This window comes from Ramlibacter aurantiacus, assembly GCF_016722895.1.
Taxonomy (GTDB): Bacteria; Pseudomonadota; Gammaproteobacteria; order Burkholderiales; family Burkholderiaceae_C; genus Ramlibacter; species Ramlibacter aurantiacus.
Genome location: NZ_JAEQNA010000004.1, coordinates 357,941 through 376,964, shown reverse-complemented (window position 1 = coordinate 376,964; position 19,024 = coordinate 357,941). Strand labels below are relative to the sequence as shown.

At 68.8% G+C, this 19,024-nt stretch carries 15 protein-coding genes; 6 read left to right on the top strand and 9 right to left on the bottom strand.

The window, feature by feature from the left end; all coding sequences use genetic code 11:
• The first annotated feature begins 68 nt into the window (after positions 1-68).
• On the top strand, positions 69-359 hold the full coding sequence (locus JI739_RS13695) for a PsiF family protein (RefSeq protein ID WP_435531609.1): 291 nt from the start codon (positions 69-71) through the stop codon (positions 357-359).
• Here JI739_RS13695 and JI739_RS13690 read toward each other — a convergent pair.
• On the bottom strand, positions 337-1,254 hold the full coding sequence (locus tag JI739_RS13690; RefSeq protein ID WP_201684469.1) for a LysR family transcriptional regulator: 918 nt from the start codon (positions 1,252-1,254) through the stop codon (positions 337-339). The two genes, JI739_RS13695 and JI739_RS13690, sit on opposite strands and share 23 nt — an antisense overlap.
• Before the next feature lie 111 nt (positions 1,255-1,365).
• Here JI739_RS13690 and JI739_RS13685 point away from each other — a divergent pair, with 111 nt between their 5' ends.
• The 5 genes from JI739_RS13685 (at position 1,366) to JI739_RS13665 (ending at position 7,972) form a co-directional block, all read left to right on the top strand.
• Positions 1,366-3,561, top strand: a complete 2,196-nt coding sequence (locus tag JI739_RS13685; RefSeq protein WP_201684468.1) for a malate synthase G — start codon at positions 1,366-1,368, stop codon at positions 3,559-3,561.
• 85 nt (positions 3,562-3,646) lie between these two features.
• Positions 3,647-4,531: a DUF1631 family protein gene (locus tag JI739_RS13680; RefSeq protein WP_201684467.1), complete on the top strand. Its 885-nt coding sequence runs from the start codon at positions 3,647-3,649 to the stop codon at positions 4,529-4,531.
• A 9-nt stretch (positions 4,532-4,540) separates the two neighbouring features.
• Positions 4,541-4,780 (top strand): cysteine-rich CWC family protein, encoded by a 240-nt coding sequence (locus JI739_RS13675; RefSeq protein WP_201684466.1) that lies wholly within the window; start codon positions 4,541-4,543, stop codon positions 4,778-4,780.
• Positions 4,781-4,784: 4 nt separating this feature from the next.
• A complete protein-coding gene (locus JI739_RS13670; protein WP_201684465.1) occupies positions 4,785-5,549 on the top strand; it encodes a class II glutamine amidotransferase in 765 nt (254 codons plus the stop codon).
• Between the two features lie 92 nt (positions 5,550-5,641).
• The gene (locus JI739_RS13665) at positions 5,642-7,972 is read left to right on the top strand and encodes an FAD-dependent oxidoreductase (RefSeq protein ID WP_201684464.1); all 2,331 of its coding nucleotides are present in this window, start codon (positions 5,642-5,644) and stop codon (positions 7,970-7,972) included.
• Here JI739_RS13665 and gshB read toward each other — a convergent pair.
• From gshB to leuS, 8 genes are all read right to left on the bottom strand, one after another.
• On the bottom strand, positions 7,959-8,912 hold the full coding sequence (gene gshB / locus JI739_RS13660; protein ID WP_201684463.1) for a glutathione synthase: 954 nt from the start codon (positions 8,910-8,912) through the stop codon (positions 7,959-7,961). The two genes, JI739_RS13665 and gshB, sit on opposite strands and share 14 nt — an antisense overlap.
• Positions 8,913-8,925: 13 nt before the next feature.
• Positions 8,926-10,794 carry a potassium transporter Kup gene (locus JI739_RS13655; RefSeq protein ID WP_201684515.1) on the bottom strand — a complete coding sequence of 623 codons (1,869 nt, stop codon included), beginning with the start codon at positions 10,792-10,794 and terminating at the stop codon, positions 8,926-8,928.
• A gap of 89 nt (positions 10,795-10,883) precedes the next feature.
• Complete coding sequence (gene gshA, locus JI739_RS13650; RefSeq protein WP_201684462.1) at positions 10,884-12,176, bottom strand: glutamate--cysteine ligase; 1,293 nt, start codon at positions 12,174-12,176, stop codon at positions 10,884-10,886.
• A gap of 101 nt (positions 12,177-12,277) precedes the next feature.
• On the bottom strand, positions 12,278-13,288 hold the full coding sequence (locus tag JI739_RS13645) for a DUF6352 family protein (RefSeq protein WP_201684461.1): 1,011 nt from the start codon (positions 13,286-13,288) through the stop codon (positions 12,278-12,280).
• Entirely contained in the window at positions 13,285-14,568 is a 1,284-nt protein-coding gene (locus JI739_RS13640) for a glutamate-5-semialdehyde dehydrogenase (protein ID WP_201684460.1), read from the bottom strand. Before JI739_RS13640 ends, JI739_RS13645 begins: the two co-directional genes overlap by 4 nt.
• Positions 14,565-15,638 carry a DNA polymerase III subunit delta gene (holA, locus tag JI739_RS13635; protein ID WP_201684459.1) on the bottom strand — a complete coding sequence of 358 codons (1,074 nt, stop codon included), beginning with the start codon at positions 15,636-15,638 and terminating at the stop codon, positions 14,565-14,567. Before holA ends, JI739_RS13640 begins: the two co-directional genes overlap by 4 nt.
• 120 nt (positions 15,639-15,758) lie before the next feature.
• Positions 15,759-16,253, bottom strand: a complete 495-nt coding sequence (locus JI739_RS13630; RefSeq protein WP_354003726.1) for an LPS-assembly lipoprotein LptE — start codon at positions 16,251-16,253, stop codon at positions 15,759-15,761.
• 95 nt (positions 16,254-16,348) lie between these two features.
• Entirely contained in the window at positions 16,349-18,988 is a 2,640-nt protein-coding gene (leuS, locus tag JI739_RS13625; RefSeq protein ID WP_201684458.1) for a leucine--tRNA ligase, read from the bottom strand.
• Between the last annotated feature and the right edge of the window lie 36 nt (positions 18,989-19,024).

Below are 19,024 nucleotides of genomic sequence, written 5' to 3'. Positions count from 1 at the left end.
GTCATCGCGCGCCCCGGTTGCCGCGTTGAGCCGGCATCCCGCCCCGGGATGTCGTCGAAGGACCCCTCGTGAAGCAGTACCCACGCCTCCTGATCGCCGCCCTCACCCTGGCCGCCGCCGCGGCCCAGGCCCAGGAGGCCAAGCCCAATCCGCAGCAGACCCGCATGGCCCAGTGCAACCAGGAGGCCGGCGCCCGCAAGGGCGACGAGCGCAAGGCGTTCATGTCGGCCTGCCTGAAGAAGCAGCCCGTGTCCCAGCAGGACCGCATGAAGGCGTGCAACGCCCAGGCAAAGGACATGAAGGGGGACGCCCGCAAGGCTTTCATGTCCGACTGCCTCAAGACGCGGCAGCCTGCCTGAACACGGCGGAGCGGCCGTAGTGCAGCCGCAGGAAGTCGACCCACAACCGCACCCGCAGCGGCAGGTGCCGGCGCTGCGGCAGCACGGCATAGATGCCGTTAGGCGGGGCGGCGAAAGCGGCCAGCACCTCGACCAGCCGCCCTTCTGCGATGTCGGCCTGGACCTCCCAGGTGCTGCGCCAGGCGATGCCGTGGCCCTGCACGCACCAGGCGTGCAGCACCTGGCCGTCGGAGCAGTCGAGTGGCCCGTTGGGCCGCAGGTAGACCACCTCGGCACCCTGGCGGAAGGCCCAGCCCCGCGTCTGCGAGGCATCGCTGGACAGCACGAGGCACGCGAAGCGCGCCAGGTCGGCCGGCGCCTGCGGCGTGCCGTGCCGCTTGAGGTAGGCCGGCGCGGCCACGCACAGTCGCCGGTTGTCGGCCAGGCGCACGCTCACCAGGGACGAATCGGGAAAGTCACCCACCCGCACGGCGCAGTCGTAGCCCTCGGCCGCGAGATCGACCACGCGGTCGCCCAGGTTGAGCGAGACGGTCACCTCCGGATGCTGCTCGCGAAACAGCGGCACCAGGGGGGCCACATGGTGACGGCCAAAGCCGGCCGGCGCGGTCACCCGGAGGTGGCCGCTGGCCTTGACGCCGCCGGCGCTCACGCTGGCCTCGGCACTGGCCAGTTCACCGAGCACGCGCTGGCAGTCCTCCAGGAAGGCGCTGCCCTCGTGCGTCAGCGACAGGCGCCGCGTGGTGCGCACCATCAGCTTCACGCCCAGCCGCTCCTCCAGCGCATCGAGCCGGCGTCCGATCACGGCGGGGGCCACGCCCTCGACACGCGCCGCCGCGGTCAGGCTGCCGCGCTGGGCCACCGAGACAAAGGTCTCCAATTGCTTGAGCTTGTCCACCGGCGCAGATTACATCCATCCAGGTCATGAATGTAGTGACTTCGCGCCTGCTTCATGAATGCTGCGGTATCAAATAAAGTCGCAGCTGCACGAAAAACCGGAGGACCCCCGATGACCCCACGCACTTCCATCCATGGCCTGCAAGTCGACACCGCGCTGGCCCGCTTCATCGACGAGCAGGTGTTGCCCGGCACCGGCGTGCAGCCCACGCAGTTCTGGAAGGGGTTCGACGCCATCGTGCGGGACCTCGCGCCGCGCAACGCCGCCCTGCTGGCCGAGCGCGACCGACTGCAGGGCGAACTGGATCGCTGGCACGAGGCCCACCCCGGCCCCATCCGGGACTTGCCGGCCTACACCGCCTTCCTGGAGGACATCGGCTATCTGGTGCCGCAACCGTCGGGGGTGCGGGCCACGACCGCCAACGTCGATGCCGAACTCGCCCTGCAGGCCGGCCCGCAGCTGGTCGTTCCCATCCTGAACGCCCGCTATGCGCTCAACGCCGCCAATGCGCGCTGGGGCTCGCTCTATGACGCGCTGTACGGCACCGACGCCATCCCCGAAGCCGGCGGCGCCGAGCGTGGCCCCGGCTACAACGAGGTGCGCGGCGCCCGAGTGATCGCCTATGCCCGGCAGGTGCTGGACCAGGCGGCGCCGCTGGCCAGCGGGTCGCACCGCGACTCCACCGCTTACCGCATCGAAGGCGGCCGGCTGCTGGTGTCGCTCGCCGACGGCTCCCGCACCGGCCTGCGCGACGAAGCCGCCTTCGTGGGCTACCAGGGCGACCCGTCGGCGCCTTCCGGCGTGCTGCTGCGGCACCACGGGCTGCACCTGGACATCCGCATCGACCGCAGCCAGGCCATCGGCGCCAGCGACCCGGCCGGCATGAGCGACCTGGTGCTGGAGGCGGCGCTGTCCACCATCCTCGACCTGGAAGACTCGGTGGCCGCCGTGGACGCCTCGGACAAGCTGCTGGCGTATCGCAACTGGCTGGGCATCCTCGATGGCTCTCTCACCGAGGAGGTGGTCAAGGGTGATCGCCGCTTCACCCGCGGCCTGAACCCCGACCGCGCCTACCTCACGCCCGACGGCCGGGGCGAGCTTCGCCTGCACGGCCGCTCGCTGCTGTTCCTGCGCAACGTGGGGCACCTGATGACCAACCCGGCCATCCTCTGGGACGGAGATCGGGAGATTCCGGAAGGCATCATGGATGCGGTCGTCACCACCGCCATCGCGCTGCACGACCTCCAGGGCCGGGGCAGCCAGGGGATTCGCAACTCGCGTACAGGCTCGGTCTACATCGTCAAGCCCAAGATGCACGGACCCGCCGAGGTGGCGTTCGCCAGCGAATTGTTCGCGCGGGTCGAGCAGCTGCTGGGCCTGCCCGAGTACACCGTGAAGCTGGGCATCATGGACGAAGAGCGTCGCACCAGCATCAACCTGCAGGCCTGCATCGCCGAGGCCGCCGCCCGGGTGGCGTTCATCAACACCGGCTTCCTGGACCGCACCGGCGACGAGATCCACACCGCCATGCGCGCCGGCCCCATGCTGCGCAAAGGCGACATGAAATCGAGCGCCTGGATCCAGGCCTACGAGCGCAACAACGTGCTGGTGGGCCTGTCCTGCGGCCTGCGCGGGCGCGCGCAGATCGGCAAGGGCATGTGGGCCATGCCCGACCTGATGGCTGCGATGCTGGAACAGAAGGTGGCGCATCCGCGCGCCGGCGCCAATACCGCCTGGGTGCCCTCGCCCACCGCGGCCACGCTGCACGCGCTGCACTACCACCAGGTGGACGTCGCCGCCGTCCAGCAGGAGCTGGAGCGCACGCCGGCCGAGGCGGAGCGCCAGGCGCTGCTCACCGGGTTGCTGCAGGTGCCGGTGGTCGAACAGGCCACCTGGTCGGCCCCCGAACGCCAGCAGGAGCTGGACAACAACGTGCAGGGCATCCTCGGTTACGTGGTGCGCTGGATCGACCAGGGCGTGGGCTGCTCGAAGGTACCCGACATCCACAACGTGGGCCTGATGGAGGACCGCGCCACGCTGCGCATCTCCAGCCAGCACATCGCCAACTGGCTGCAGCACGGCGTGGTGATCGCCGAGCAGGTGCACGAGACCTTCCGCCGAATGGCCGCCGTGGTGGACCAGCAAAACGCCGGCGACCCGTTCTACCGGCCCATGGCCGGCAATTGGGAACGCTCCTTCGCCTACCGCGCTGCGCTCGACCTGGTCTTCAAGGGTGCTGAGCAGCCCTCGGGATACACCGAACCGCTGCTGCACGCGTGGCGCCAGCGCTGCAAGTCCGCGCAATGAGTCGCTGAGCAGGCTGACGTAAACGTCAGTTTTCACGGGGGTGCTCGGTCCACGGGTATGAGGCCTTTCTTACACTGGCCCGGCCATGTTCCAGGTGAGCCTTCCGTTTCACACCGCGTCAAGCGAGGCGTCAGCCAGCGGCATCCGTCAACTGCTCGGCCGCGCCACGGGGATGGCGGGTTCGCGCTGGCGCCTGAGCGGTGGCTGGTCGGCTTTCTCCGGCGCGAGCTCCACGGGCGGAGAGCTGGGCGACTGGCAGGACAGCCCGCCCGATTCGCTGGTGCTCGAAATGGTGCAATTCGGCCAGCGCCGCCAGGCCCTGGCCGAACACATCGCCATGGAGCTGCTCCAGCGGCCTGACCTGCGCGAGGCACCAGGCACCGTGCAGGACTTCCTGCTCGAAGTGTGGCCACTGGTGCTCGCGCAGGCGCGGCTGTCCTGCCCCGACGACATCCAGGACCCCGGAGGCTACCTCGACACCGCCACCCGCCTGCTCTGGAGCGTGCGCCGCGACGCCGCGCTGAGGCGGCCGGGCAAGGTGCTCGAGCTGATCCCCAAGCTGCTCGAGCAGCTTCGCAGCGGCATCAGCCTGCTGGGCCGCCATCCGGGCGAGTTCGAGGGCTTCTTCCGTGCCCTGGAAGTGCTGCACCTGCCGGCCCTGCAGTTGTGTGCCAAGCGGCGCCGGGTCGACCTGTCGCTGCCGCCGCCGCCGGCCGAACCGCCGCAGCCGAGCCCGGCGGAGCTGCTGGCGCAACTGCAGCCGGGCGTGTGCATCGACCTGTACTGCGGTCGGCGCTGGCGCCAGGCCCGCCTCGACTGGGTCGACGCACGAGGTCGGCAGTTCATGTTCATCGGCGAAGGCGGCCAATCGCACGCCATGACGCGGCGCATCCTGGTGCGGCTGCTGCGTGAGCGGCTGGTGCGCATCCTGGCACCCCTGCCGCCGACCGGGGGCCCTCGCTTCTGCTAGCGTGGGCGCATGCCCGACCTGCCTCTCAGCGTGCGCCCGGACACATGCCCGTTGTGTGGCGGACCCAATGGCTGCGCCGTGGAGGTCGCCCGGGCCCGCGGTGAGCCCCCGCCGGCTAGTTGCTGGTGCACCGCGCAGCGGTTCAGCCCCGACCTGCTGGCACGCGTGCCCGGGCAGGCCCGACGCCGGGCCTGCATCTGCCCGCATTGCGTGCAAGCCCCACCGGAGCACCCGCAGGCACCACAATGACGCCATGTGCCAGCTCCTGGGGATGAACTGCAACACGCCGACGGACGTGACCTTCAGTTTCGCCGGCTTCGCCCAGCGGGGCGGCCGCACCGACCACCACGGCGACGGCTGGGGCATCGCCTTCTTCGAGGGCAAGGGCGTGCGTCACTTCGTGGACCACGAGCCGGCGTGCAACTCGCCGGTGGCCGAGCTGATCCGCCGCTACCCGATCAAGAGCCGCACGGTCATCGCGCACATCCGCAAGGCCACCCAAGGCGTCGTCGCGCTCGAGAACTGCCATCCCTTCGTTCGCGAGCTGTGGGGCCGCTACTGGGTGTTCGCCCACAACGGCGACCTCAAGGACTTCAACCCCCGGCTGCACGCCCAGTTCCAGGCGGTCGGCAACACCGACAGCGAGCGCGCCTTCTGCTGGTTGATGCAGGAGATCTGGAAGTCGCATGCCGGCGTGCCCAGCGCATCCGAGCTGACCCTCACGCTGCGCGAGCTCGCGCCGAGGATTGCGCGCCACGGGACGTTCAACTTCCTGTTGTCCAACGGCGTGGCGCTGTGGGCACACTGTTCGACCCACCTGTTCTACCTGGAGCGCGAGCACCCATTCGCCCACGCGCAGCTGGCCGATGAAGACCTGTCGGTGAATTTCGCGCACCACACCACGCCTGAGGACAAGGTGGCGTTGGTGGTCACGGCGCCGCTGACCACCAACGAGAACTGGGTGCCGTTCAAGCCGGGCGAGCTGCGGATGTTCGTGAACGGCGCGGCCGCCGCCTGAGTGCAAGGCGCGTGCGGCGCCTCCTGCAGCGGCGTTGGCGAACGGCAAGCCAGGGCATGCGACGATCGCCGCCTTTTGCGGAGCCTGACCCCATGCGCTCATCCACCTGGCGCGCGGCATTCCAGCGCACGCAGCTCGCCTTGAGCCCGTCCACAGCCGCCTTCGCACCGCCCGGTCCGGGCAACCGCCCAAGCAGATCGACAGACCGGAAAATGCCGCTTTCGGCGCTGGGTCGGCCGGGCGCGTCGGCCGCCCCTGTGAATGGCAGCCGGAGCGTCCCGGTTCGGGAGCGGACGGCCCTGAGCGTCGCTGACACTGCAGCGCCACGGATCGCCCCGATCGCGCGCGCATTTCTTCAGCCCTTCGGCCGCATCCTGTGGGTGGCGCCCTCGGGTCAGGCCGCACGTGAGGGCGCACCGGCCGGGACCTTGTTCTGCGACCCTCGCAGCGGCACGTCCCACCTGATCCGCGAACTCCAGCGCACCCGGCCGACCGCAGTGGTGCTCGGCGACCTAGCCGTCGGAGCCGACGTGCTGGGCGCGTGGCGCGCTGCGTGTCCAGGCGCTGAGCTGGTTCTTCTGCGGCGTGGGACCAGCACGGATCGCATCGACGCGCAGGCTTGCACACGCCTTGGCATTGCGCTGCTTCGGCTGCCCGGCCTGAACGCCTCGCATGTCGCCGGCTTCATCGCAACAAAGCTGGCGGATCCTGATGGGAACGTGCCTGCCGACATCCGGATCCTGGGAGGCGGGCACGTGGGCCAAGCCCTGGCGCGGCAGCTCGCCGCAGGATCCCAGCCACCCCGGATCACGATGTTCACGCGACCTGGCATCACGGGGGCATCGCTCGGCCTTCCCGGAAGCGTCCGCGTGGTGCACGAGCTCGACAGAACGCTCCAGGGTGCACGTGCGATCGCCGTCTGCCTGTCCCTGCGCGAGGACTCCCGCGCGCTCGTGAGCGCCACCCACATGGCGGACCTGGCGCGGGGCGCGAGGATCGTCTGCGTCTCCAAGCCCGACGTGTTCAGCGACGCGGCGCTGACCGCGCTCGCCGGCCGAGCGTGCGTGAGCCTGGTGCTGGATTACGGCCCCCATGTGCTTGATGCCTTCCGGGCTCGCCTGAACGCGCTCGGCAGTCCGCCGCCGATATGGGGTGCCCGCCTGACGCTGACCTCAGAAGCCGCCACGTCCGCAGCCTGCGCGGCCGAGCTCGACACAGGCGTGGTCCACTCCCTCGCACGTGAGGCATTGGACCAGCACGTGTCCCGGCTGCTGACGGATCCGGCGTTTTCGCTGCGCATTCCGCCAGGGCCACCCGGTGCTCAGGCGCCGGTGGCCCATGTGATTGGAAGCGGCATCAACGGCCTGTACACCGCTCTCGTGCTGCGCCTGCAAGGCTATGCGGTGCAGGTCACCGGCCAATCGGATGGCGCCAGCCACCGGGCGAACATTCGCCACGTCAGCCTGACCGAAACCTCGGCCCAGCCCCTGCGCAATCCTCGCCTGCAAGAGATCAACCAGGCGCTGGTGACCTCGACCAATGCGGCCGGCTACGCTCTGCTTCGTCGCTTCGTGCAGGACAACCCCAGGTTCGGCGGCCTGTTCGACGAAGGCCTGATTCGCACGACCCCGGCAACGGACACGGACGCCACCGCGGCTTTGTCCGCTCAGACCGCTATCCACCAGCGGGCATGGATCCGGGGGTTTGCACCGGGTCGGGTGGAGGCGATTCCTGCGGGGACGCTGGGGTCGGCCGTGAAAGCCATCGGACCCGCTGTTCGATGCCCGGGACTTTCCGTGCCCGTCCTCGACTTGCTGCGGGAGCTGAAAAGCGCCCTGGCGCAAGCGGGCGTCGGGTTTGTCGAGGGCCGGGTCGGCCGCGCTGAACTCGAAGCCCGTTCGGCCCGCGGCGAGCCCGTGATCATCGCCACTGGCGCCGACCAGCCAGGCATCGTGCCGGTCACGGGCTGGTTCTTCCGACTGCCGGCACAAGACGGCGAAGGCCAGGCCGGCGCCGGCGTCAAGGTGCATCACCCGCTGCCGATCGGCGTGATGAACGTGCGGCGTGACGGCACCGACCTGCTCGTCTCCGCCGGGCAGGTGCCGCCGCACCTGGGCGCCGCACGGGCGCAAGCGGTGAAGGCCTTGGTGTTGGCCGCCGCACGGCAGCACTTCCCGGCCTCCTTCTTCCATGCGGAACGCCAGGGCCTGTTGCAGGTGACCGAGTGCGTACGCCCCGGGTCCGAAGACGGGCTGTCACGAATCGAGCAGGCGGCTCACCAGCAAATCCTCACAGGCGGCACCTTTGCCGCCGGATTCACCCAGGCGCTGGTACTGCCACTGTTCGTCCGGGAATTGCTGCAGGCGCGCGCGGATCAGAGCCCGGTGCCGGCGCAGCACCCAGGCGAGCTCATGGGGCAGTGAACACCGCCGCTTCGAGGGCGTCGATGAACATCGCCGGCACATCGAAGCCGGTCTGCTCGGTGATCTCCTGGAAGCAGGTCGGGCTGGTGACGTTGATCTCGGTGAGACAGTCGCCGATCACGTCGAGCCCCACCAGCAGCAGGCCTCGCGCCGCCAGCACCGGGCCCAGGGTTTGCGCGATCTCGCGGTCGCGCGCGGTGAGTGGCTGCGCCACGCCCTTGCCGCCGGCCGCCAGGTTGCCGCGCACCTCGCTGCCCTGCGGAATGCGCGCGAGGCTGAAAGGAACCGGCTTGCCGCCGATCACCAGCACCCGCTTGTCGCCCTGGACGATCTCGGGCACGAAGCGCTGCACCATCATCGTGGTGGTGCCACCGCCGTTGAGCGTCTCGGTGATGGAGCCGAGGTTGAGCCCGTCGGCGCGCACCCGGAAGATGCCCATGCCGCCCATGCCATCGAGTGGCTTGAGGATGATGTCGCCGTGCGCCTCGTGGAAGCGCCGCACCTCCTGCTCGTCGCGGGTGACCAGGGTCGGGCTGACGAACTGGGGAAACTCCATCACCGCCAGTTTTTCAGGGTGGTCGCGCAGCGCGGCCGGCTTGTTGAACACGCGCGCGCCCTCTCGCTCGGCCTGCTCCAGCAGGTGCGTCGCATAGAAGTACTCGCTGTCGAAGGGCGGGTCCTTGCGCATCAGCACCGCGTCGAACTCGCGCAGTGGCCGCGACGCGACGTCGTTCTGGATGAACCAGGGCTCGACCTGCCCCGTCAGCTGCAGCTCGCGCACCCGGGCATGGACCTCACCACCGGAGCGCCAGCTCAGGAAGCGCGGCTCGCAGGCGAACACCGCGTGGCCGCGGCGCTGTGCCTCCCGCATCATGGAGAAGGTGGTGTCCTTGTAGATCTTGAAGGATTCGAGCGGATCGGCAACGAAGAGGATGTTCATCGGGTGCAGGCATTCAGATGGAGACTTTGGAGCCCAGCTCCACCACCGCATTGTTGGGAAGCTTCAGGAAGTCGGCCGCCGCACTGGCGTTGCGGTGCATCTGGGCGAAGAGTTTCTCGCGCCACAGCGCCATGCCACTACCCACATGCGGGACGACCACGTCCCGCGACAGGAAATAGCTGGTCGTCATCGGGTCGAGCTCGCAGCCCCGGTTGCGCATCAGCTCCAGCGCGCGCGGCACGTCGGGGTCATTCTTGAAACCGTAGTGGACGATGACCTGCCAGCAGTCGTGGCCCAGCGCCTCCACATCGAGCCGGCGACTCATCCCCACCCAGGGCGTTTCGTGGCTGCGCACCGTGACGAAGACGTTCTGCTGGTGCAGCACCTTGTTGTGCTTGAGGTTGTGCAGCAGCGCATTGGGCACCGAGCCCGGCTCCGCCGTGAGGAAGACCGCGGTTCCCGAGACCCGCACCGGCGGGCTCACGAACACGGCGTCGAGGAAGCTGCGCAGGTCGATGGCGTCGGTGCGCAAGGCCTCGTTGAGGATGGTCCGGCCGCTCATCCAGGTCATCATGAGCGTGAAGATGCCGATGCCGATCAGGATGGGAAACCAGCCACCGTCGAAGAACTTCAGCAGGTTGGAGGCGAAGAAGGCGGCGTCGATGACGAAGAACACACCGGTGGCGGCCACGCACAGCCACAGCGGGTACTTCCAGCCGTAGCGGATGACGAAGAAGGTCAGGACGGTGGTGATCAGCATGTCCAGGGTCACCGCGATGCCATAGGCCGATGCCAGGTTGCTGGACGAGCGGAACAGCACCACCGCCAGCACGATGGCGACGAACAGGCCCCAGTTGACGAAGGGCAGGTAGACCTGGCCGGCTTCGCGCACGCTGGTGTGCTGGATCGCCAGCCGCGGCAGGTAGCCCAGCTGGATCACCTGCTTGGTGACGCTGAAGGCACCGGTGATGAGCGCCTGGGAGGCGATCACGGTGGCCGCCGTCGCCAGCCCCACCAGCGGCAGCAGCGCCCACTCGGGCGCCATCATGTAGAACGGGTTGCGCACGGCCGCCGGCTGCTCCAGCAGCAGGGCGCCCTGGCCGAAATAGTTGAGGGTCAGCGCCGGCATGACGGCCGAGAACCAGGCCAGGCGGATCGGTCGCTTGCCGAAATGGCCGAGGTCCGCATAGAGCGCCTCGGCGCCGGTGACCACCAGCACCACCGCGCCCAGGATGATGAAGGTGGTGCCGGGCTCGGCCAGCATGAAGCGCAAGGCGTGGTGCGGCGACAGGGCCAGCAGGATCTCCGGATGGCGCAGGATGTGCATCACCCCCATCAGGGCGATCACGCCGAACCAGGCGAGGGTGATCGGCCCGAAGAACTTGCCGATCCCGGCCGTGCCTCGCTTTTGCACCGCGAACAGACCGAACAGGATCAGCAGCGTGAGCGGGATCACATACCCGGTGAAGCGGGGCGAGACGACCTCCAGGCCCTCGACCGCCGACAGCACCGAGATCGCCGGCGTGATGACCCCGTCGCCGTAGAACAGGCAGGTGCCGAAGATTCCGATGGTGAGCAAGGCGCTGCGCAAGCGCGGCTTGTCCTTCACCGCCTGGGAGGCGAGCGCCAGCATCGCCACCAGCCCGCCCTCGCCCTTGTTGTCCGCGCGCAGGACCAGCACCACGTACTTGAGCGACACGATGGTGGTGAGCGTCCAGAACAGGATGGACAGGATGCCGTAGACGTTGGCCTGGGTGAACGGCACGTGGCCGGAGCCGAACACCTCCTTGAGCGCATACAGCACGCTGGTGCCGATGTCACCGTAGACGACTCCGATGGCGGCCAAGGTGAGGCCCGCGAGCGAGGATTTGGGAGTTGGCACAAGAAGAGGCCGCCCGATGAGGCGGCCGGTCATGGAAGGCGGTATTGTGCGCCCGCCGCCCGGACGGCCTGGACGGCCGGGACGGCGGGTCAGTCGTAGATTTCGGCTTCGGGATCGGTGGCTTCGAGTTCGTAGCTGGCCGCCAGCATGGCCAGCCGGGCGATCACGCCGTACATGTAGAAGCGGTTGGGGGCGCTGGCGCCGGGCTTCTGGCCCGGCTGCGGCAGCCGGGTGCTCTCCGCGAAGGCCAGCGGGACGAACCCGGCGCCCGGCGCGTTGAGGTTCTCGTCGACACCGCGCTCGGCATGCACGCGGTAGAAGCCGCCCACCACGTAGCGGTCCATCATGTAGACCACCGGCTCGGCCACTGCCTGGTGCATGCGCTCGTTGGTGAGCACGCCCTCCTGGATGATCACGCCGCGCGCGGCCTGGCCGCCGGGACGGTTGGCACGCTCCTGCAGGGCCGGCAGCAGCCGCTCGAGGTCGCGCACGTCGCGCACCGTCACGATGCCCATGCCGTAGCTGCCGTTGTCGGCCTTCACGATCACGAACGGCTTCTCGTTGATGCCGTATTCCTTGTATTTCTTGCGGACGCGGCCAAGCAGCGCGTCGACGTTGGTCCGCAGGCACTCCATGCCTTCGTCCTGGCTCATGTCGACTTCGCCGCAGGTGTTGAACATCGGGTTGATGAGCCAGGGGTCGATGCCCAGCATCTTGCCGAAGCGCTTGGCCACTTCCTCGTAGCTCTGGAAGTGCCGGCTCTTGCGCCGCACGGTCCAGCCCGCGTGCAGCGGCGGCAGCAGGTACTGCTCGTGCAGCTCTTCCAGGATACCCGGCGGCCCCGCCGACAGATCGTTGTTCAGCAGGATGGTGCAGGGATCGAAGTCCTTCAGGCCCAGGCGATATTTGCCGCGCACCACCGGCTCGAGGCAGAGGGTCTCGCCGCCGGGGATGTCGATGCGGGTCGGCTCCTTGATGTCCGGGTTCACCGATCCGACGCGCACGTTCAGCCCGGCCATGTGGAAGATCCGTTCGAGCTGGGCGATGTTGCTCAGGTAGAAGGTGTTGCCGGTGTCGTTCTCCGGAATGATCAGCAGGTTCTTGGCTTCCGGGCAGATCTTCTCGATGGCCGCCATGGCCGCCTGCACCGCCAGCGGCAGCATCTCCGGGGTCAGGTGGTTCCAGCCGCCGGGGAAGAGGTTGGTGTCCACCGGCGCGAGCTTGAACCCGGCATTGCGGATGTCGACCGAGCAGTAGAACGGCGGCGTGTGCTCCATCCACTCGAGGCGGAACCAGCGCTCGATGGCGGGCATGGACTCGAGCACGCGCTGCTCGAGCTCGTTGATGGGGCCGCTCAAGGCGGTGGTGAGATGGGGAACCATGCGGGGGATCGCCTTCCGGGAACGGGAATGCCGAAGCCCATTCTAGATTTGGGCTGCGGCGCGCAGGGCAAGGCCCGGCGCGGGCTCGGCCGCACCTGCGCCTACGACGGCCGCGCCAGGGGCAGGTTCAGCAGCAGGTTCTGGGGCTTGAGCCGCAGCCGCTGGGCGGCGTCCATGGCCATGGCCAGGTACACCGGATGGCCCGCCAGCTCGGGGCGCGCGGCCGACGGGTCGGCGAACCGGAGGCTGAACAGGCAGAGCATGCGCTCCATGCGCGCCGATTCGATTTCCTGGCCCTGGTAAAGCGCGTTGAGCACGGCGCTGGCTTCGGCGTCCAGGCCCACGTGCCAGACCCATTGCTCGTCGTCGATCTCGCGTTCGACCGCCACCCGAACCTGCAGCCCGAGCAGCTGCGCGATCCAGCGCTCCATCACCCGGCACAGGGCCTCGAGCCCGGGCTGGCCATGGTGGATGGGCAGCACCCAGTCATGCGCTTCGCTGCGCGGCCAGTAATCGTCCTCGACCTCCGGGCGCAGCACGTCGAGCTCGGCGCTGCGCAGCGGCGCGCCGGCTTGCCGCAGCAGTTCGCCCAGATCGCCGAAGGAGGCCACGGCCAAGCGATCCACGGTGTCGTCGTCGGCCGCCATCACCTGCCCATCGCCCGGCAACGCGATCTTCTGGGGCCGGAACAGCATCTCGGCGGCGCGCGCTTCGAAGGGCGTGCAGGCATCGCCCAGCGCCTGCCGCAGCAGCACCTGGGTGAGCTCGTGCACCAGCAGCGGCGGCACGTCGACCTGGGAGCGGAAGATCTGCAGGTAGCTGGCCTCCAGCGTGGGCTGGGCCAGCAGGCGCTGGCGGAACCGCAACCAGATGGCGTAGTTGGCGCGGGCATCGGCGTCCTGCAGACGGTCGAGCTCGGTATCGGCGACGCTGCGGCGTGGCTCGCTCAGCAGCGCCCTGTGCAGCGCCTGTTCCGCATCGCACGATTGCGCGATGGGCGCCAGCTCCGGCCGGCCCAGCAGGTGCCGCAGGTAGTCGTCCGTGACGAGCAGGCGCCCGTGCGCGTCATGCTGGAGCAGCTCCCAGCCGCAGGAGGGCCAGTAGGTGGTCATCCCTTGCGAATCTCGCCTTCGCCCAGCACCACCCACTTCAGCGAGGTCAGGCCCTCGATGCCCACCGGCCCGCGGGCGTGGAACTTGTCGGTGCTGATGCCGATCTCGGCGCCCAGCCCGTACTCGAAGCCGTCGGCGAAGCGGGTGCTGGCGTTGACCATCACGCTGGCCGAATCGACCTCGCGCAGGAAGCGCTGCGCGTGCAGGTGGTCGCGCGTGAGGATGGCGTCGGTGTGGTGGCTGCCGTAGTGGTTGATGTGCGCGATGGCTTCATCCAGCCCGGCCACCACCTTGATGCTGATGATGGGCGCCAGGTATTCCTCGAACCAGTCCTGCTCGGTGGCGTCGACCACGCGGGCCCCGGGCACGCCACGCATCAGCGCGCCAGACTCGGCGTCGCAGCGCATCTCGACGTCCTTGGCGGCGAACACCGCGCCGATGCGCGGCAGGAACTGCGGCGCGACCGCGCGCGCCACCAGCAGGCCTTCGCTGGCGTTGCAGGGGCTGTATTTCTGGGTCTTGGCGTTGTCGGTCACGCGCACCGCCATGTCGAGGTCGCATGGGTCGTCGACATAGGTGTGGCAGTTGCCGTCGAGATGCTTGATGACCGGCACCTTCGCGTCGCGGCTGATGCGCTCGATGAGGCCTTTGCCGCCGCGCGGGATGATCACGTCGACGAACTGCGGCATGGCGATCAGCTGGCCCACGGCCTCGCGGTCGGTGGTGGGCACCAGCTGCACCGCATCCGGCGGCAGGCCGGCGTCATCGAGGGCGCGGCGCACCAGCGCCGCCAGTGCCTTGTTGGACTCGATGGCCTCGGAGCCGCCGCGCAGGATGCAGGCGTTGCCGCTCTTGATGGACAGGCTGGCCGCCTCGATGGTGACGTTGGGCCGGCTCTCGAAGATCATGCCGAACACCCCGATGGGCACGCGCATCTGGCCCACGCGGATGCCGCTGGGCTGCTGCCGCATGCCCACGATCTCGCCAATGATGTCGGGCATGGCCGCCAGCTGCTCGCAGCCCTCGGCCACCGTATCGATGACCTTGGGCGTGAGTCGCAGGCGATCGACCAGGGGCGCCGCCAACCCGGCCCGGGTGGCGCGTTCGATGTCGCGGGCGTTGTCCGCGCCCAGCGCCTGCGCGTTCTCCCGCAGCAGGGCGGCCAGTCGCTTGAGGGCTCGGCTGCGCACGGCGGCCGGCGACCTGGCCATGGCGGCCGAGGCCTGCCGGGCCTGCGCACCCATGGCGTTCATGGTCTCGGCGATGTTCAAGGCGTTCATGATTCGATTCTGGCACGCGGTGGAAGGGCACACGCCAGGCACAGTTCCATGGCCAGGCGGTGCAGCGCCTGCCAGCCGTTGCTCGGCCAACCGGGCGCCTTCAGGCCCTTGACGATGCCATCGACCTGGTGCGCCGAGTGCAGCAGGCTTTCGAGGGTGAGCGGGGTGAGCAGCGGCAGCACGCGTTCGAACAGGCGCTCCTTGAGCCCCCAGACGCGCTGCTCGCGCAAGGCCATCGGCAACGGCCGGCCCTCGGCCATGGCGTCGCTGACTCGCTTGAGCGCCCGGATGTCCTCGGCCAGCGTGTAGTGCACCAGCACTTCGGCCTCGCCTTCGGCCTGCAGCCCGTCGAGCATGCGCTGCACGCGCCGCGCCTGCCCCGCCAGCACCGCCTCGGACAGCTTGAACACGTCGTAGCGGGCCACGTTGAGCACCGCGGCTTCCACCTGCTCGAAGGACAGCTCCCCGGCGGGGTACAGCAGGGCCAGTTTCTGGATCTCCTGGTGGGCCGCCAGCAGGTTGCCTTCGACCCGGTCGGCGAAGAACTGCAGGATGCGCTGGCCGGCCTCGCCGGAGGGCACCTGCTGCTGCTGACGCGCCAGGCGCTGCGCGATCCACTGCGGCAGGGCCGAGCGCTCCACCGGGTCGGCCTGCAGCGTGACCCCGTGGCTTTCGAGGGCGCCAAACCAGCCGCCGTTGCGGGTGGCGCGGTCCAGCCGAGGCAGCAGCACCAGCGTGAGCGTGCTGTCGTTGCCGCGCGCCTGCTCGGCCAGCTGCTGGAGCGCCTGGCTGCCGTCCTTGCCGGGCTTGCCGGTCGGGATGCGGACCTCGAGCACCTGCCGGTCCGCGAACAGGTTGAGCGAGCCGCCCGCGGCCAGCACCGCGCTCCAGTCGAAGTGCGCGCCGGCCACGGTGAACACCGAGCGCTCGGTGTAGCCCTGGCGCCGGGCTGCCGCACGAATCGCGTCGGCCGCTTCCTGCACCAGCAGGGGCTCGTCGCCGTGGATGGCGTACAGCGGCCGCAGCGTCTTTTGCAGGTGCGCCTCGAGCTGCGCGATGGGCAATTGCATTTCAGTTCTCCAGGTACGCCACGACCGAAGCGGCTCAAGACCAGTGCCACCGCGGATCCGGCTCCGCCCGTCCGCCGGTGGCGCCCCCTGGGGGGAGGCGCCGCCGGCACTTCGGGGGGGTCAAGTCTTCACGGCCGCCAGCCGCCGCATGAGCTGCTGCACCAGGTCGGCCTGCATGTCGCGGTAGAGGAGGTTCTCCTCGGCTTCCTTGGAGAGCACGGCCGATTCGTTGAAGCTGATGTCCCGGTGCTGGCTCAGTTCGGTCGGCGGAATGACCGTGGCCCCGTTGGGCCGGCGCAGGTTGAAGCTGATGATGGTGCGCAACTGGAACTCGCGGATCTGCCCGCCGGAGCTGCGCGCCACCACGGTCTTCAGCCGCCGCTCGGGCCCAAGCTCGAGCACGACGTCCGCGGACTGCGGCGGCTCCCCCGCGTCGAGCACGCGCAGGTTGCGCGCCGACTGCAGGTTGCGCCGCAGCTCGGCCACCAAGGGCGAATTGCCGGGCACCGCCAGGTAGACGCTGCCGAAGCCGAATTCGGGCGGCTGCCGCAGCTGGAAGCCGCAAGCCCCCAGCAGCGCGGGCCCGGCCATGACGATCAGGGAACGACGATCCACGATGGGTTCACCTCACGATGCGGCTCGCACGTCTGCACGACAGAAGTGACCGAACGCACGGCCAGGCCGAAGGCGCTTCGAGGAAGGGCTCACGTTCAGACGACGACGTTGACCAGGCGGCTGGGAACGATGATGACCTTCTTCGGCGCCTTGCCCTCGGCGAACTTCTGGAAGGCCTCGCTTGCGAGCGCTGCGCGCTCGATGTCTTCGCGGCTCGCGCCCGCGGCCACCGAGATGGTGCCCCGGTGCTTGCCGTTGACCTGCAGCACCAGCTCGACCTCGTCCTGCACCAGCGCCTGTTCGTCCAGGTGCGGCCAGGGGGCGTCGATCAGGTCACCGTGCAGGTCGGCGTAGCCGAGCTGCTGCCACAGCGCATGGGCGATGTGCGGCGTGGCCGGATAGAGCACGCGCAACAGGATGCCGAAGCCTTCCGCCAGCGCGGCACGGGCGCCCGGCTCTTGGGGCGCCTTGAAGTCTTCCAGCGCGTTGAGCATCTTCATGGCGCCGGAGACCACGGTGTTGTATTGCATGCGGCCGTAGTCGTAGTCGACCTGGCGCAGCACCGTGTGGATCTCGTGGCGCAGCGCCTTGACCGCCTTGCCGAAGCCGCTCGGGTGGGCCAGCGCGTGGGTCTGGCCGGCCACCGCCTCGTGGCCACCGAGCTTCTGCCCGAACTGCCAGACCCGGCGCAGGAAGCGATAGCTGCCTTCCAGCGCCGCGTCGTTCCATTCGAGCGTGGCCTCGGGCGGAGCGGTGAACATGGTGTACAGGCGGGCGGTGTCAGCGCCGTATTTCTCGATCAGCGCCTGCGGATCGACGCCGTTGTTCTTGGACTTGGACATCGTGGTCCAGCCCTCGTAGTCCACCGGCAGGCCATCGGCTTTGGAACGGGCCGAGATCACGCGGTTGTGCTCGTCGCGCTCGATGTCCAGCTCGTGCTGCCAGTAGTACTGCTTGCCCGTGGTGGTGCGGGAAAACGCCTCGTTGAGCACCATGCCCTGCGTGAGCAGCCTGGTGAAGGGCTCGTCGATGGTGACCAGGCCCAGATCGCGCATGACCTTGGTCCAGAAGCGCGCGTACAGCAGGTGCAGGATGGCGTGCTCGATGCCGCCGATGTACTGGTCCATCGGCATCCAGTAGCGGGTGCCCTCGCCCACCATGGCGGTGTCCAGCTGCGGATCGCAATAGCGCATGAAGTACCAGGAGCTGTCCACGAAGGTGTCCATGGTGTCGGTCTCGCGCCGCGCGTCCTTGCCGCATACCGGGCAGGTGCAGCGCAGGAAGTCCTCTCGGCGGTTCAGCGGGTTGCCGGTGCCGTCGGGCACGCAGTCGGGCGGCAGCACCACCGGCAGGTCCTGCTCGGGCACCGGCACCGCGCCGTGCTCCTCGCAGTGGATGATGGGGATCGGGGTGCCCCAGTAGCGCTGGCGGCTGATGCCCCAGTCACGCAGGCGCCAGGTGGTCTTCTTCTCGCCCAGGCCCTTGCGCTCCAGCGCATGGGCCACCGCATTGACCGCATCCTTGTAGTTGAAGCCGCTGAAGTCGAAGGAGTTGCAGGTCAGCCCGCGCTCCTTGTCGGCATACCAGTCCTGCCAGCGGCCGTAGTCGTAGGCTTCGCCATCGATCTGCACCACCTGCACGATCGGGATGCCGTACTTCTGCGCGAAGGCGAAGTCGCGTTCATCGTGGCCGGGAACGCCCATCACGGCACCGTCGCCGTAGCCCATGAGCACGTAGTTGCCGACCCAGACCTCGACCGGCTCCTGGGTGATGGGATGGATCACCGACAGGCCGGTGCGCATGCCCTCCTTGTCCTTGACCGCGAGTTCGGCCTCGGTGGTGCCACCCTTCTTGCACTCCTCGATGAAGGCGGCCAGCGCGGGATCGCGGCGGGCCGCCTGGGTGGCCAGCGGATGCTCGGGTGCCACGGCGCAGAAGGTCACGCCCATGATGGTGTCGGCGCGCGTGGTGAACACGTACATGCGCCCGCCGCCGATCAGCTCTCCGGCGTCGTCGCGGATGTCGTGCGTGAAGGCGAAGCGCACGCCCTCGCTCTTGCCGATCCAGTTCTCCTGCATCAACTTGACGCGCTCCGGCCAGCCGGGCAGCTTGTGCTGCACGTGCTGGAGCAACTCCTCGGCGTAGTCGGTGATCTTGAGGTAGTAGCCCGGGATCTCGCGCTTTTCGACCACGGCACCGGTGCGCCAGCCCTTGCCGTCGATGACCTGCTCGTTGGCCAGCACCGTCTGGTCCACCGGGTCCCAGTTGACGACCTGGGTCTTGCGATAGGCGATGCCCTTTTCGAGCATCTTGAGGAACAGCCACTGGTTCCAGCGGTAGTAGGCCGGATCGCAGGTGGCGACCTCGCGCGACCAGTCGATGGCCAGCCCCATCGCCTGCATCTGCTTCTTCATGTAGGCGATGTTGTCGTAGGTCCACTTCGCCGGCGGCACGCCATTCTTCAGCGCGGCGTTCTCGGCCGGCAGGCCGAAGGCATCCCATCCCATGGGCATCAACACGTTGTAGCCGCTCATGCGCAGGTACCGCGTGAGCATGTCGTTGATGGTGTAGTTGCGCACGTGGCCCATGTGCAGCTTGCCGCTGGGGTACGGCAGCATCGAGCAGGCGTAGAACTTCTTGCGGTGCGAATCCTCGACGACCCGGTAGGCATCGCGGGCGGTCCAGTGCGCCTGCGCCGCGCGCTCGACTTCCAGGTGGTTGTACTTGTCTTGCATGGTGGCGCAAATTGTAGGGTGGGCTGTCGTGCCGCC